The organism is Helicobacter pylori, from assembly GCF_014496965.1.
In the GTDB taxonomy this organism is placed as follows: domain Bacteria; phylum Campylobacterota; class Campylobacteria; order Campylobacterales; family Helicobacteraceae; genus Helicobacter; species Helicobacter pylori_CZ.
Genome location: NZ_JACTCR010000002.1, coordinates 32010 through 47738 on the forward strand (window position 1 = coordinate 32010; position 15729 = coordinate 47738).

Sequence of the window (15729 nt, forward strand, 5' to 3'; positions counted from 1 at the left end):
AAAAATTATAGCAAAAATTAAATAAAAACCAGGATTTATTCCAAGTAGGTTTTTTTAGGGAATATGATAACCATAACCATAAAGATAACAATACTAAACATGACATAGCCCACAAACCCCCATTCAAAACCATGTTGTTTGAATTGCAACGCTACATAACTCGCACTCCCTCCAAAAAGCGCATTTGCAATCGCATAGGCTAAACCCACGCCAAGCGCTCGCACATGTTCAGGGAATAATTCCGCTTTAACGACCCCAGCAATGCAAGTGTAAAAACTCATCGCGCTCAATGCAAGCATTTCATAAAATAGGGCTTCATACACGCCACTAGCATGCTTGATGCCATAAAAGACAACGGGCGTTACAATAAGCCCTGCGATAGCAAAAACCATCAGCATTTGGGTGCGCTTGATTTTATCAGCCAACATCCCGCACAAGGGTTGAAACAAGATAAAATAAGAGAGCGCTAAAAGCATGATAAAACTGCTTTCTTTAGAGCTGAATGATGAGCTGTTGGTTAAAAAGATTTTTAAATACACCGTAAAAGTATAAAAACACAAACTCCCTCCCATAGTTAGCCCAAAGACTATCATTAAGGCTTTTTTATGGTTGAGTAATTCCTTTAAACTGCCTCTTTGGGTTTCTTTGATACGGGTTTCTTTTACATTAGTCTCTTTTTGGGGAGTCGCTTCATTATCCATGGTTTCTTCCATGATATTTCTCAAAAAGAGCGAGAGTAGGGCTAATATACCCCCTAAAGCGAATAAATAACGCCAAGCAAACGCGCTGATTTGCTCATGCGTGTAAATGTTTTCAACGATAAAGAGCGAAAAAATAGCTAAGAGTTGCCCTCCAACTAAAGTTACATATTGGAAAGAGCCATAAAAACCTTTTTTGCCATTCTTGCCTAATTCAGAGAGGTAAGTGGCGACCACGCCATATTCGCCTCCCACGCTAAAGCCCTGTAAAAGCCTGGCTAACAATAAAAACAAAAACGCCCATTCCCCTACGATTTCTTTAGTGGGGAGCAATGCGAGCATGAAAGAGCCTAGCGCCATAAGGATAATGGAATACACCATGGAAGTTTTACGCCCCTTTTTATCCCCCAATTTACCAAAAAACAAACTCCCCAAAGGACGCATGAAAAACCCTAGCATGAAAACCAAAAAAGCTGAGATGAGCGCTAGAGTGGGGTCGTTAGTGTGGGTAAATTCCTTAGCGAAATAAGGGGCAAGGAACGCATAAGCGTAAAAATCATACCATTCCACTAAATTACCTGAACTAGCGGCTAAAAGGGATTTTAAGGGTTTTTTAGTGGTTGGTTGGATCTGGGGGTCCATGGTTATCCTTGAACATGAAATTTTTAGGTGATTTTACTAGGAGTTAGGGAATACACAGATAATATTTGATTAATAAATGAAAGGATTATGGTGTTTGTGTTATTGAGAAAAGTTTTTGTTTTTAATGAAGCGTTGGTGATAAAATCTAAAAAATGTGCAAAGGCATTTTTTACAATCCAATAATAAAGGGCTTGCGAAAAGCGGGCGGTAACTTTTTAAAGCGGTCTTTTGGGGGATTTAGTTGGGGTTTTTAGGGGAGAATGATTTCAAAATAGCCCCTATCCCCTTAAGAAAATGAATTTTAAAATAAAACTATTAAATAAAGTTCAAAAAATTCTAAAAATTAAAAACAATATTTTTATTACCAACATTCAATGGAAACAAAACCTAAAAATTTTGCAAAATCTCTCTGTTGCCTTTAGCGTTTCTTGGGGATAGAAAGCCTTGAGCTTCTAATTCGTCAGTAATGGTGGCGGCTTGGTTGTAGCCGATTTTTAATTGGCGTTGTAAAAAACTCGTAGAAGTGATCTTTTTTTCTAAAATCACCGCTTTAGCCCTTTCTAGAATGTCATCGCCTTGATAGTTAGGGGTGTCTAAAGGCATGCGCGATTCTTCTAGCAAGAAATCTTTATCATATTCCACCTCTTTTTGGGCTTTAATAAAATCCACGATTTTTTTGATTTCATCTTCAGTGGCAAAGGGGGCATGCAAGCGCACTAACCCGTTTGTTCCTGGGGGGGTAAAGAGCATATCGCCCCTTCCTAGCAAGCTTTGCGCCCCATCGGTGTCTAAAATCACTTTAGAATCAATCTTAGTGCCTACCCTAAAACTCACCCTTGAAGGCAAATTGGTTTTAATCAAGCCGGTTACGACATCCACGCTCGGGCGTTGGGTCGCTACAATGAGGTGCAAGCCGCTCGCTCGCCCCATTTGAGCGATTCTAGCGATAGGAAACTCCGCTTCTTTGCCTCCTGTCATCATCAAATCCGCTAATTCATCAATCACCACAATCAAATAAGGAAACGCTTCAAAGCCATTGTTTTTAGCTTGTTCATTGTAAGAATCAATGGTTTTAACCTTGTATTCGCTCATTAAAGAGTATCGGCGTTCCATTTCTTTAGCCACGCTTTGTAAAGCCCCGATAGCTTTTTTAGGGTCGGTGATAATGGGCGTGAGTAAATGGGGGATGTCCGCATAAATGCTAAATTCCACCATTTTAGGATCGATCATCACTAATTTGAGTTGATCAGGGGGGTTTTTATAAAGTAAGGATAAAATCATCGCATTCACGCCCACGCTCTTACCGCTTCCTGTCGTGCCGGCGATGAGCAAGTGGGGGAGCTTTTTTAAATCCGTGATGAAAGGGTTACCCACAATGTCTTTGCCTAAAGCTAGGGTTAAGGGCGAGCTGGATTTTTGAAACAATTCGCTCTCTAAAATTTCTCTTAAATAAATAATTTGGCTTTGGCTGTTAGGGATTTCAATGCCAACGACATCTTTACCTTTAATAGGGGCTTGAATGCGAATGGATTCAGCGCATAAAGTCATCGCTAAATCATCGCTCAAGCCTAAAATACGGCTCACCTTAACGCTAGGGGCTGGGCGGAATTCAAAAGTGGTTACAATAGGGCCTGAATAAGTGCGGATAATATCGCCATCAATTTTAAAGGTGCGCAGTTTGCTCAATAAATCCTGGATTTTTTGGTCAATCTCGTTTTCGTCTAAAGAAGTGTCTTTCAAACAAACCGCATTCAATAATTGCGTGGTGGGAAGCTCATAATCTTTGGGTTTTTGCACTTCGCCATAATCTAACCCGTCTAATATCTCTTTATTTTCGCTCAATTCTTTAACCATAACGGGTTTTTTAGTGCTTGTGGGGGTTAGTGGGCTAAAGCTTGGAGCGTTTTGTGTTTCTTTTTCTTCTTCTTTGAGATTTTCTTTTTCTTCTATATTTTCTTTTATCATTTCTTCTTGCACGTTTTCTTGTGGGCTTTCTTCTTTTTTAGGGTGGTTGGGGGTTTTTTGGTTTTCTGTTTTGTTGTCATTTTCTGTGTTGGGTGCAGATGCGGGCATGACGGGTGCTGACATGATAGGTTTGAGTGTGGCAGGTTTGGGCGTGGTGGGCGTAAGAGTTTCTTTTGTGGGCGTGGGTTCTCTTTCTTTAGTTTCTTGTTTAGTTTCTTTTAAAGTGGGGTTAGTGGGGTTGGATAAGTCATCAAATCGGTTTTTTTTAGGGTAAATGGTGTAATGGGTAGGGGGGTGGGAGGAAATTTGGACTAAGCCTTCTTGCGGCTCTAGATCGTTTAAAGTCGTGTTATAGGGGGTAGGGATCGCTAAAAACGATTCTTCGTTAGGGGTTTTGTGGTTTTCATCAATAAGGTTTTCTTTGAGGTTTTCTTTTTTTTTGTCGTTGTTGGTTTCTTTTTTTTGAGAATCTGATGGGGTGTTTTCAAAACCCTCTTTTTTTGGGCTAAAATTAGGGCTAAAGGCTTGTAAGCATTGTTGATAAATCTCTTTTAAAAGGTTTTGCGTTTTGTTTATATAAGGATAAAAAACGCTTTTAGGGGGCAGTTTGAATAAAATCAAATAAGAAATAACTACCATAAGCATTATCAGTGCATAAAGCCCAAAGTCCCCTATAAAAGGGCGTAAAAACAAACGCGCGCTGTTGCCGATTTCCCCTTGATTCAATAGGCTAGATTGCAAAAAGAGCAAAGATAAAATGCCTAATAGATGCCCTAAAGTTTTTTCTAAAACGATTTCTGTAAAAGGGTTTTTAGTCTTGTATAAAAGGAATAAAACCCACGCTAAATAGGGTAAATTAATCAATGAAAGATACCCAAAATATTTTTTATTGATTGCGGCAAACCACACCCCAAAACGCCCCACTAAACCGCTATTGCCTAGCCATGAAGATAGGGTTAAAAACGCTAATAAAACCCCTATGATTAAAGCTAAATAAAGTTTTTTAGATTTCATCGGTTGCACATGTCTTTAAAAGAGCAATATTCACAATCTTTAGCCTCTAAAGTTTTTTCAAAAACAATTTCTTGTTTGAGCTTGGGGATAAGAGAAAATTCCAAATGATCCATTTTAGCCTGCAAAGTAAGCTCGTCTTCTTCTAGTAACTCGCCCTTTCTTAAATCATAAAAAAAGGCTTTTATAGGCTCTTTGTAACCCAGATTTTTAAGGGCAAACGCATAGATGGCCATTTGATAATCGGTGCTGATTTGAGCGATTTCTATGGGGCTTAAGCCTCCTCTTTGTGTTTTACTCATGTTGTCTAATTTCAAATCGTTTTTGAATTTGTAATCTAATAGAACGATCTCATTGTCAGCCGTTTTGTCAATCCTGTCTATGCGCCCTTTAAAAATAACGCCTTGAATAATCGTTTCAAAGCTTTTTTCAAGATCAAGGATTTTGATTTTTGCGTTAAAGCGTTCTTTTTCTTTAAGATAAAAAGCTTGGATTTTTTTGAGCGCTACAAGAGTGTCTAAACGCTCTTTAGGGGTAACGTTTTCTCTTGTTTCTAACAGCCAAATGAGCCTTTCTTCTAATGAATGGGGGGTTTTATCTTTTTCATAAGCTTCTTTTAAAAGTTCATGGATCAAACTGCCCACAGTGCTATTACTTTCATCTTTAGGGGTTTCTTTGAAGCGCTTCATGTAGTGGTAATAAAAACGGCGTTTGCAAGTTAAAAAAGCGTTTAATGAGCTAGCACTAAAGCTAAAATCTTTAGGGATAGCGGCTTTGATTTCTTCTTCTTGATACTCTTTAATAGGGCTTGTTTCAAAAAGCGTGTAAGCGTCTTTAATAGGCTCTATATGCAAATCCAACTCTAAAAGCATGTTAGAGGCTTTTGAAGTTTCGCTCTCTATATAAGAAAGTGTTATTTCTTTAGAGTTTTTAAAGAGCTGGTAGTAATAGTGTTTTTGCAAATTTTTCTTATCCAATAAAGTGGGGAGGTTGAGCGATTTTCTTAAGGCAGAATTTAAAAACAAATCGCAATCTTTAAGGCTTGGCACACAGGTTTCATTAAAATCCACAATAACGATTTTATCAAATTGCATGCCCCTTGTCTCTAAAGTGTCCATGACTCGTATTTTGCCCCCACTAGAATCGTCTAAGCGGAAATTGGCTTCAAATTCTTGCAAATACAAATGCAATAAATCTCTAAGGCTGTAGTTTTTAAGCGTGTCTTTTAAAAGATGATACTGATGCATGATTTGAGAATGCGCTTCTTTTAACGGTGCTTTTTCTTTAGAGCTTTGTTGTTCTAAAAGCGGGAGTGTGAGATTTTCCAAATCCAATAAAGGCGATGCACTCAAATCAAAACCGCTTGTTTCTAAATCTTCTAAGATTTTGACAAGCTCTGTATAATAAGGGCTGTTTTTAGCCCCTAAACCCATCGCAAAATTCAAATTGTTGTTTTGGTCTAAAAGTTTTAAAAAAGGTAAAAAATCCGCATTAGGCGTGATGATCGCCATTTTATTAGGGTCGTTATCTTTTTGCAAATATTCTTCTGTGGTTTGTAAAACTAAAGCGCTTTGTTTTAAATAACTGGAGTTGGCGTAGAGCTTTGGCTCTATTTTTTGATCATTGAAAGTTTGAGAAAGGATCTTTTGGGTTTTAAAATCAATGGAATAATCGCAATCTGTCTCTAACTTGAGATTCAAAAATTCCAAGAATTTTTGGTTGTATTTGTCGCAAGATAAGTGTAAAGTGATAGGCACTAACTCAGCCACTTCTAATAAGCATTGCCTTTCAAAAACGCTCATAAAGCCGTCTAAATGCCATTCAATGGAGGAAAAATGCTCAAAAAATTCTTTTAAAATTGCGGGTTTTTTTTGCATGATTTTGTCATAAAAGCCTAATTCTTCTAGCTTTTTAACATAGCGATCATAAATCATTTCTAAGACTTCTAAATGCTTTTCATAATCCAAGTAAATGTCTTTAAAAGAAAGTTCATTGAGTTTGATACAAGCGGAGCTTAACTCATCAAACAAATCAAACAAAAAAGAAGTGCTTTCCAAATACCCTAAAAAGCTGTTTTCAAAAAGCAAAAGCCCTTCAAGCACGGATTTTTTTTCCTTAGCGATGGCTTTAATGGTGTCTATCATTAAGATTTGGCGCGCGTTGTTAGGGATTTTCTTTTGATTAGGGATGTAAAAAGCCTGTTCAAAAAAACTCTCCATGCTCATCGCGCTAGGCAAAAACCCTTCGCCTTGCTCTAAATAGAAATGTTTTAAACGCCTAGTGGAGCTAAAAACAAACAAGGGGGATTTTTCTAAAAAAAGTTTTTCTAAATTCATGCACTGAGTAACCTTTTCGCTTGAGCGGTAACATTTTCAACGCTAAAGCCAAATTTTTCAAAGAGTTTATCGCCCTTTGCCGAACTCCCAAAAGAATCCATGCCAATGATTTTATCCGCAAAACGATACCACTCTATCGCGCGGCTCGCTTCAACGATTAAGACTTTGCCCTTAAAGAGTTCTTTAAAATAGCTTTCATCTTGCTCTACCAACAAGTCAAAACATGGCGCGCTCACCACTTGAGTGGGGATATTTTCTCGCTCTAAAATCTTAGCGCTCTCTAAAGCTAAAGAGACTTCGCTCCCACTCGCAACAAGCGTGATAATGGGATCTTTAGAGTGGTGTTTAACATACGCCCCTTTTAAAACCTGCTCTTTAGAAACCTCATCAAGCACGGGCAAATTCTGGCGCGATAAAATAAGAGCGCTAGGAGCGTTCAAACTTAACGCTACTTGCATGCAAGCCGTATTTTCAAAAGCATCGCTAGGCCTGAAAGCATAGAAGTGTGGCAAAGCGCGTAAATGGCTCAATTGTTCTATGGGCTGGTGCGTCGCTCCGTCTTCGCCCACGCCAATGCTGTCATGCGTGAAGATAAAAAGGGCTTTTAATTTCATTAAAGCGCTCAAACGAATGCTGGGCATTAAATAATCGCTAAACACAAAAAAGGTCGCACAAAAAGGCAAAAACAAGCCATACGCCGCTAAAGCGTTAGTGATAGCCCCCATGGCATGCTCTCTGATCCCAAAATGCAAGTTTTGCCCTAAAGGGAAATCGCCAGAATGTTTTAAATGCGTGTTATTAGAGGGGGCTAAATCCGCACTTCCCCCTAAAAAGCCCTCGCATTCTTTGGCGATAGCGTTTAAAATCATGCCGTTACTCACTCTCGTGGCTAGAGATTCGCCTTTTTTAAAGGTGGGGTAATGGATGGCGTTAAAATCAAAATTCTTTAACGCATGGATCTTTTCTTTTGTTTTAGGGCTTAAGGACTTTTCCCATAAGGCTTCTAAGCTAACGCCCCTAACTTTCACTTCTTCAAAATGCATTTTGTTTTTTGGGCCAATGATAAAGCTTTCATCAGGGTTGATTTGAGCGTTTTCTTTGGATTGTTTTAACACTTCTTTATTTAAAGGCGAGCCATGCGTTTTTTCACTCCCCTCTAAACCAATAGCCCCCTTACCAATAATCGTATGAGCGATTAAAAGCGTGGGTTTGGTGGATTTTTTGGCTTCTTCTAAAGCATTGTGAATCGCTTGATAGTCATGCCCATCGCATTCTAGCACTTCCCAATTTTGCGCTAAAAAACGCGTTTTAACCTGTTCGCTAAAACTAATATTAATAGCGCCTTCAATGCTTATCTGATTACTATCATAAATCACAATGAGGTTATCAAGGCGAAGGTGCCCGGCCAAAGAAGCGCTCTCATAGCTAATGCCTTCTTGCAAATCCCCATCCCCACACAAGCAATAGACTTTATGAGAAATCACTTCTTTATCTAAAAGGGTTTGAGCGTATTGACTCGCCATGCTAAAGCCCACAGCGTTAGCAAAACCTTGCCCCAAAGGGCCTGTGGTGATTTCAATGCCTTCGGTGTGGTGCAATTCGGGGTGTCCTGGGGTTTTAGAGTGTAATTGCCTGAAACGCTTTAGATCGTCTAAACTCAAATCAAAGCCCCACAAATGCAACAAACTATACGCTAACGCGCTCGCATGCCCCCCACTAAAAACCAACCTGTCCCTATTGAGCCATTTAGGGTTAGTGGGGTTTATATTAAGGTGCAAGCTTAAAACCACCATCACATCAGCTAATCCCAAGCACACGCCCGGATGCCCGCTATTAGCCTTATCTATCATGTCCGCGCATAAAAAACGAAGCGTGTTCGCCATGCTTTTTAATCGTTCTAAGTCAGCGTTACTCAATCGCATCAAATTTTTCCATTTTTAAGGTTTTTAAGAGCCATTTTAACACAAATTATCTCAAAATCTCTTTGGCCATTAAGATGTCTTGTTGGATCTGATTTTTAAGCTCTTTTAAAGAATTAAAACGCATGTTGTCTCGTATTTTTTGAACCCAACGCAAAGCGATTTCTTTGGGCGGGTTTTCTATGATAGTATCAAGAACATGGCATTCTATGGCGAAATTGTGATCGGTGCTTAAGCGATTGCCTATAAAACTCACGCTTTTTTGATAAATCTGATCTTTTATTTTCACTAAACTCGCATACACCCCAAAACTAGGGAGGATAAAATCTTTGGTTTTGATATTTAAAGTGGGCGCTAATTCTTTATGCCCTAAACCTTGATCACTAATGACTTCCCCGCACACTTCATAAGGCCTGCCTAAAAGCTTGTTAGCTAAAAGCAAGTCGCCATGACTTAGGGCTAGTTTGATCATCTTAGAATGCACGCTAATGTTTTGGACTTTCACTTCAGGCACAATAATGGTTTTTTCAAAACGCTCTTTTAAAAATAAAGCGTCATTTTGCCTCCCATGCCCAAACCTGAAATCATAGCCTACGACCAGGCGTTCTAAGTTGGGGAATTTCTTTTTTAAAAGCTCTAAAAAATCTAGGGCGTTTAATTGTGAAATTTCTTCTAAATACACAAAAAATAAAGGCATCTTAACGAGTTTGGCGCGGTATTTTAGGGGGGTTAAATAGCCTTTAGTGTAATGCTTTTTTTCTATGATTAAAAGGGCTTTGGGATCTTTTAATTCCTTAAAAAGGGCTTGATGCCCTAAATGCAAGCCATCAAATTTACCGATAGCTAGGCTTTTAATCTCAGGCTCGCTTGAAATGGATAAAAAATTCAACATTCCCGTTTTTCCCTTTCACTAAGCTTTCTTGGATCGTTAAGATTTGAAAATCCTTTGTTTTTAAATGGTTTTTAAAGTTTTCTAAAGCGTTCAAAATGGCTTCTTTATCCATTACCACCCCCTTTTTATTGCGTTTTACTGCTTTGCCCACTTCAAATTGCGGTTTGAAAAGCGCTAAAAATTCACCGCTTAAAGGCAAAATCGCTTCTAAAATACAATATAAAGAAATAAAGCTCACATCACAAAGCACTAAATCAATTTTTTCTGGCGTTTTAAACCCTCTAATATCGCATTCTTCGTAACATTCTATGCGCTGGTCGTTTTTCAAACTTTCATCTAATTGCATTTTCCCCACATCCACGCAAAGCACCTTTTTAGCCCCTTTTAAAAGAGCCACTTGACTAAAGCCTCCCTTACTCGCTCCCACGTCTAAAACAACCTTTTCTTTAAAATCTATAAAATGATCTTCTAAAAAAGCCCCTAATTTTTCCCCAGCCCTGCTAACGAATAGATTGGGAGCGATGAGTTCAATTTGATCACCCTCTTTAACGATAAAAGAGGGTTTAGAGATGACTACTTTATTGACTAAAACCTGATTTTTTAAAACCAACGCTTTAGCTTTTTCTCTGCTATTTGCTAAATGCTGGTTGAATAGGGCGTAATCTAGGCGCATTAAAATTGAGGCAAGGGGACTTGATAAGCGAAATTAAAAACAATTTTGCCTAAACTATAGGCATCAAGCTCTAGTTTGGCTTCTTGTACCGCTAAATAATCCAATTTGTTAAAAGCGAGTAGAAAAGCTCGGCTCCACCGGTTCGTGGTTTCTAAAATGCCATCAAATTCATCTCTTGTGATTTCTCGCACCCATAAAGGCTCTGAGCCTATAGGTTTTGTGCCAAAAAGTTCATAAGAAATATAGCCATCATCTATCCAGTCGTTATTTTGCGTGAAAATCTCCACTAAAAAATACTCATGATCATAGTAAGTGCCGCTATCCACATCGTTTAAATGCGTAGCGATAGCCGTGATGATAGGCACATTATCTTTGGTGATTTCGCCTTTCCTGCTGGCTTGGATCTTTTTTTCTAAAACTAAGTCTAGCGTGTAGGTGTCTTCATTGAAATTGCTCACACACCCCAAACAAAAGAATAAAAACACCAGAAGTATTGAGAGATTTTTCAAGCTCATTCCTTGCTAAAACCCATGCCATTTTTAGCTAAAATAAAATCGATATTATAACTAAAAGGGGGTTTTATGCCAAAAAAATGCCGACACTTGCTCCAAACCAGCGATTTAAGCTTGGATGAAATCAAGCTTTTATTGAACAAAGCGAGCGTTTATGCGAACGATTTTAACGCCGTGTCTTTAGAGACAAAAGAAAAAATGCAAGATAAAATCATCGTGGCTTTATTTTTTGAAAATTCCACCAGAACGGTGTCTAGTTTTGAAATCGCAAGCTTGAGGTTAGGGGCAAAAATAGTGAAATTAAACATGCAAACAAGCTCCACTTCAAAGGGTGAAACTTTAATAGACACTTTTAAAAATATCCATGCCATGCAGCCTGACGCTATCATCACACGGCATGCTTTTTCAAGCGCGCCTTTTAAATTGGCTGAATTTTCACAATGCCCCTTGATTAACGCAGGAAGCGGCACAAGCGCTCACCCTACCCAAGCCTTATTAGACTTGCTCACCCTTTATCGGCATTTTGGCAGTTTGGAAAATCTAAAAGGGAAGAAAATCGCTTTCATAGGCGATGTGAAAAATTCAAGAGTGGCTAATAGCAACATTAAATTACTCCAAAGGCTAGGGCTTGAGATCATGCTGTGCGCTCCAAGCTCCATGCTCCCTATCACTCCTTTAAAAACGACGCATAACATTGAAGAAGCGATAGGATTTGCTGACATTTTAATGAGCTTGAGGACCCAAACCGAACGGCACAACGCACCCATTTTTGCGAGCTTGAAAGATTACGGCAACGCTTATTGCATCACCCAAAAACGCCTAGATGATCACACTAAAAATAAAGAGGTCATTATTTTACACCCAGGCCCGGTGCATAGGGATATTGATATAGAAAGCGCAGTGTTAGAAGACAAGCGATCTAAAGTTTTAGAGCAAGTCAAAAATGGCGTGGCGATGCGCATGGCGGTGTTGGAGTTTTTATTAATAAATTAAGTTTAAAAAACTTAAAAAAGGCTTTTAGCATTGTTTAAAATCAATATAAGAACTTTCATATTAAAAAAGTGGGTTTGATTGTAAAACGGTGCAAAAACCCCACTTTGATTAAATTTTGATTTACCCTATCTCATTTTATGATGAAACTAAAAAAATTTCGTTATAATCTAAAATAGTTGAGTTAATTAAAAGTAAATAAATAGCTTGATTATGCTTCTTTGTTTTTTAGATCAGTTAAGAATTGTATAGTCTTTAAGATGTATTGGCTATTAAAAGGGAAAAAATGAAAAATAGCGCGCCTTTAAAGAATAAAGTTTTTTGTGGGTTATACGTTTTGAGTTTGAACGCTTCTGTGCAAGCGTTTGATTATAAAATTGAAGTTTTGGCGGAGTCCTTTTCTAAGGTTGGCTTTAATAAGAAAAAGATTGACATAGCTAGGGGGATTTATCCTACAGAGACTTTTGTAACCGCTGTGGGTCAGGGCAATATTTATGCGGATTTTTTATCCAAAAGCCTTAAAGATCAAGGGCATGTTTTAGAGGGAAAAGTCGGCGGCACAATCGGTGGGATTGCTTATGACAGCACGAAATTCAATCAAGGCGGATCGGTTATTTATAACTACATTGGTTATTGGGATGGCTATTTAGGGGGTAAAAGAGCCTTGCTTGATGGCACGAGTATCCATGAGTGCGCACTTGGATCTGATGGCAAGGTGATTGATTCTATAGCATGCGGGAACGCTAGGGCTAATAAAATCCGCCGTAATTACTTGATGAATAACGCTTTTTTAGAATACCGCTATAAGGATATTTTTGTGGCTAAAGGAGGGCGTTATCAATCCAATGCTCCTTATATGAGCGGTTACACGCAAGGCTTTGAAATCAGCGCTAAAGTTAAGGATAAAAATGAGGGGAGCCACAAATTATGGTGGTTTAGCTCATGGGGTAGGGCGTTCGCTTATGGGGAGTGGATTTATGATTTCTATTCTCCAAGAACCGTGATTAAAAACGGGCGCACTCTAAATTATGGTATCCATTTAGTGGATTACACTTATGAAAGGAAAGGGGTTAGCGTTAGCCCTTTTTTCCAATTTTCCCCCGGGACTTATTATAGCCCTGGGGTGGCTGTAGGCTATGATAGTAACCCTAATTTTGATGGCGTGGGCTTTAGATCCGAAACGAAGGCTTATATTTTGCTCCCTGTCCATGCCCCCCTTAAAAGGGATACTTATCGTTACGCTGTGAAAGCGGGCACCGCTGGGCAAAGCCTGCTCATTAGGCAACGATTTGATTACAATGAATTTAATTTTGGGGGAGCGTTTTATAAAGTGTGGAAAAACGCAAACGCTTACATAGGCACGACAGGAAACCCTTTAGGCATTGATTTTTGGACCAATAGCGTTTATGATATAGGGCAAGCCTTAAGCCATGTGGTAACCGCTGATGCCGTCTCTGGCTGGGTTTTTGGTGGAGGCGTGCATAAAAAATGGCTGTGGGGGACTTTATGGCGTTGGACTAGCGGTGCTTTAGCCAATGAAGCGAGCGCGGCTGTTAATGTGGGTTATAAGATCAGTAAGAGTTTGACAGCGAGCGTGAAATTAGAATATTTGGGCGTGATGACGCATTCAGGCTTTACGGTAGGGAGTTACAGGCCCACGCCCGGCTCTAAAGCGCTTTATTCAGACAGAAGCCATTTGATGACAACCCTTAGCGCCAAATTCTAATCAATCGCTTTAAGCTGTTTATTAAAGCGTTAAAAATCCCTTAATAAAAACACTATAATAAGAGTTCAATCAAATCCAAAGGTTAAGCATTTGAAACTCTTTTTCAGGCGTTATTCTAAATACCTTAAAGAACATTATAAAAGTTTTATAGTGGTTTTATTTTCTTCTTTAGTGGTGGCTTTAAGCACGGCTTGGGGGACTTATTTGGTCAAGCCCACTTTAGATGAAATTTTTATCAATAAAGACACTCACATGCTCAAAATCCTACCTTTTTTAGTGATTTTGGCGTATTTGGGTAAGAGTGGGGGCATCTATGTTGGCACTTATTTCACCAACTTTATCGGGCTTGATATTGTCAAAAAAATACGCAACGCCATGTTAGAAAGCCTTCTAAAAATGGAAATGGATTTTTTTAACAAGACTAAAAAGGGCGAATTGATCGCAAGGATCACCAATGATATAGGTTTGATCAGAGCGAGTTTGTCCAACTATCTTTCAGAGAGCCTAAGAGAGGGGCTAACGATTGTCGGGTTAGTGGGGGTGGTGATCTATCAAAGCCCTAAATTAGCGTTAGTGGGGCTAGTGATCATGCCGCTAGCGGCCATTCCTATTAGTAAAATCATTCGTAAGGTTAAAAAACTCGCTAAATCCCATCAAGAGAGTAACGCCAAAATCACCGCTCGTTTGAGTGAAGTCTTTAACAATGTGGAAGCGATTAAAATCTCTAATGGCGAAAAGTTAGAGCATAAGGCTTTTGTGAAAGAAAATGAAGCGTTTTTTAAAATCGGTATCAAAAACATCGCCGTGGCTGAAATTTCTTCGCCTTTAATGGAGTTTTTAGGCTCTATCGCTATAGCGCTAGTGATTTATTTAGGGGGGAATGAAGTGATTAGGGGGCATATTAGCGTGGGGGCGTTTTTTTCTTTCATCACGGCCCTTTTTATGCTCTATACGCCGATCAAACGCCTAACTAGGATCGTTTCTAATTTTCAAGAAGCCTTAGTCGCTAGCGACAGGATCCATGAGATTTTAGAAAGAGAGCCGGTTATTGTTGATGGGGAATTGACGCTAAATAACGCCATACACACCATAGAGTTTAAAAAAGTATGGCTGGCTTATGCGCTAGAAGATCAAGAGCGTTATGTTTTAAGCGATATTAGTTTAAAATTCCAGCAAAATGAAATCATCGCTTTAAAAGGCGAAAGCGGGAGCGGTAAAAGTTCGTTAGTGAATTTAATTTTACGCCTTTATGAGCCAAGCAAGGGCGAAATTTTCATCAATGATCAAAAAATAGAGAGCATCACTCAAAAATCCTTGAGGGAAAAGATTAGCGTTGTCACTCAAAGGGTGTTTATTTTTAACGGGAGCGTGGCTGAAAATGTGGCGTATGGCTTAGAAATTGATGAAATAAAAATCAAAGAATGCCTAAAAAAAGCCCAAGCCTTAGATTTTGTGGAAAAAATGCCTCATGGGATAGAGAGCGTTTTAGATGAATTTGGCGCTAACCTTAGCGGTGGCCAACGCCAAAGGATCGCCATTGCAAGAGCTTTGTATAAAGACGCTCAAGTTTTAATCTTTGATGAAGCCACTTCCGCTTTAGACAATCACACAGAAGAGAGTGTTAAGCAAAGCATTTTGGAATTGAAACAAAACCGCTTGATCATTCTCATCTCGCACAACCCAAGCACGCTTAAATTAGCCACTAAGCATGTGAAATTAGAGCATGGGCGTTTGATAGAATGTTAAGGGTTTTAAGCGTTGGTGTTGTTTTTATTTTACTAGGGTGTCAGTTTTTCAACAAAACAACGCTCCACTTAAAATATAAAGATTACCCCAAAAACAGCACTTTAAAAACCGCTTCCACTTTAAACCCCCCTAAAATCTTTTTTAACGCCCATTTTGTGCCGCCCTTTTACCAAAAAGAATTTAAAAAAGCGCTCACCCAACAAATCGCTTATTTTTTAAAAGATAAAAGCGCTCTCACTTTCAATGTTTCGGGTAATGTTTTTTTTTCTTTTGAAGAGAGTCCTAAAGATTTAAAAGCCATTAAAGAAAGGCTTAAAAAGACTATTGAGCCTAACACTGACCCTAAATCTGTCATGCGTTTTTTAAACCTTCAAGCGAGCTTGATTTTAGAATGCGTCCCGCAAACCGCTTGCCCGTTTGACACCCTTTTAATCCCCACTGCTCTCAGCGTGCCTGTTTATTACGCTAATCGTTTGGGCGATAACCCCTCTCTTTTTCCCCAAGAAGACAAATCCTATCATAACGCTTTAATCAAGGCCCTTAATAAGGCTTACTATTCTCTTATGGAAGGTTTAGAAAAGCGTTTGAACGCTATAGAAAATACCGAGTGGCTTTAGGG

The 15729-nt window shown here is 39.0% G+C and carries 11 protein-coding genes; 4 read left to right on the top strand and 7 right to left on the bottom strand.

Going from position 1 to position 15729, the window contains the following annotated elements; all coding sequences use genetic code 11:
• Positions 1-35 precede the first annotated feature (35 nt).
• From H7O61_RS01175 to H7O61_RS01205, 7 genes are all read right to left on the bottom strand, one after another.
• Positions 36-1340, bottom strand: a complete 1305-nt coding sequence (locus tag H7O61_RS01175) for an MFS transporter (RefSeq protein WP_187874894.1) — start codon at positions 1338-1340, stop codon at positions 36-38.
• A 387-nt stretch (positions 1341-1727) separates the two neighbouring features.
• A complete protein-coding gene (locus H7O61_RS01180; protein WP_187874895.1) occupies positions 1728-4319 on the bottom strand; it encodes a DNA translocase FtsK in 2592 nt (863 codons plus the stop codon).
• The gene (gene addB, locus H7O61_RS01185) at positions 4316-6652 is read right to left on the bottom strand and encodes an ATP-dependent deoxyribonuclease AddB (protein WP_187874896.1); all 2337 of its coding nucleotides are present in this window, start codon (positions 6650-6652) and stop codon (positions 4316-4318) included. The genes H7O61_RS01180 and addB overlap by 4 nt, the downstream gene beginning before the upstream one ends.
• On the bottom strand, positions 6649-8574 hold the full coding sequence (gene tkt / locus H7O61_RS01190; RefSeq protein WP_187874897.1) for a transketolase: 1926 nt from the start codon (positions 8572-8574) through the stop codon (positions 6649-6651). The genes addB and tkt overlap by 4 nt, the downstream gene beginning before the upstream one ends.
• Positions 8575-8620: 46 nt before the next feature.
• On the bottom strand, positions 8621-9463 hold the full coding sequence (locus H7O61_RS01195) for a bifunctional riboflavin kinase/FAD synthetase (RefSeq protein ID WP_187874898.1): 843 nt from the start codon (positions 9461-9463) through the stop codon (positions 8621-8623).
• Positions 9429-10136 (bottom strand): 23S rRNA (cytidine-2'-O)-methyltransferase TlyA, encoded by a 708-nt coding sequence (gene tlyA, locus H7O61_RS01200; RefSeq protein WP_187874899.1) that lies wholly within the window; start codon positions 10134-10136, stop codon positions 9429-9431. The genes H7O61_RS01195 and tlyA overlap by 35 nt, the downstream gene beginning before the upstream one ends.
• Positions 10136-10651: a hypothetical protein gene (locus tag H7O61_RS01205; protein WP_187874900.1), complete on the bottom strand. Its 516-nt coding sequence runs from the start codon at positions 10649-10651 to the stop codon at positions 10136-10138. The genes tlyA and H7O61_RS01205 overlap by 1 nt, the downstream gene beginning before the upstream one ends.
• Positions 10652-10717: 66 nt before the next feature.
• Between H7O61_RS01205 and pyrB the strand changes: the two genes are divergently transcribed.
• The 4 genes from pyrB to H7O61_RS01225 all read left to right on the top strand — a co-directional run bounded on the left by pyrB (position 10718) and on the right by H7O61_RS01225 (position 15727).
• On the top strand, positions 10718-11641 hold the full coding sequence (gene pyrB, locus H7O61_RS01210) for an aspartate carbamoyltransferase (protein WP_187874901.1): 924 nt from the start codon (positions 10718-10720) through the stop codon (positions 11639-11641).
• 283 nt (positions 11642-11924) lie between these two features.
• Positions 11925-13364 carry an outer membrane beta-barrel protein HofB gene (hofB, locus tag H7O61_RS01215; protein ID WP_187874902.1) on the top strand — a complete coding sequence of 480 codons (1440 nt, stop codon included), beginning with the start codon at positions 11925-11927 and terminating at the stop codon, positions 13362-13364.
• Positions 13365-13454: 90 nt separating this feature from the next.
• Entirely contained in the window at positions 13455-15110 is a 1656-nt protein-coding gene (locus H7O61_RS01220) for an ABC transporter ATP-binding protein (protein ID WP_187874903.1), read from the top strand.
• Complete coding sequence (locus H7O61_RS01225; RefSeq protein WP_001930309.1) at positions 15104-15727, top strand: hypothetical protein; 624 nt, start codon at positions 15104-15106, stop codon at positions 15725-15727. Before H7O61_RS01220 ends, H7O61_RS01225 begins: the two co-directional genes overlap by 7 nt.
• Positions 15728-15729 lie beyond the last annotated feature (2 nt).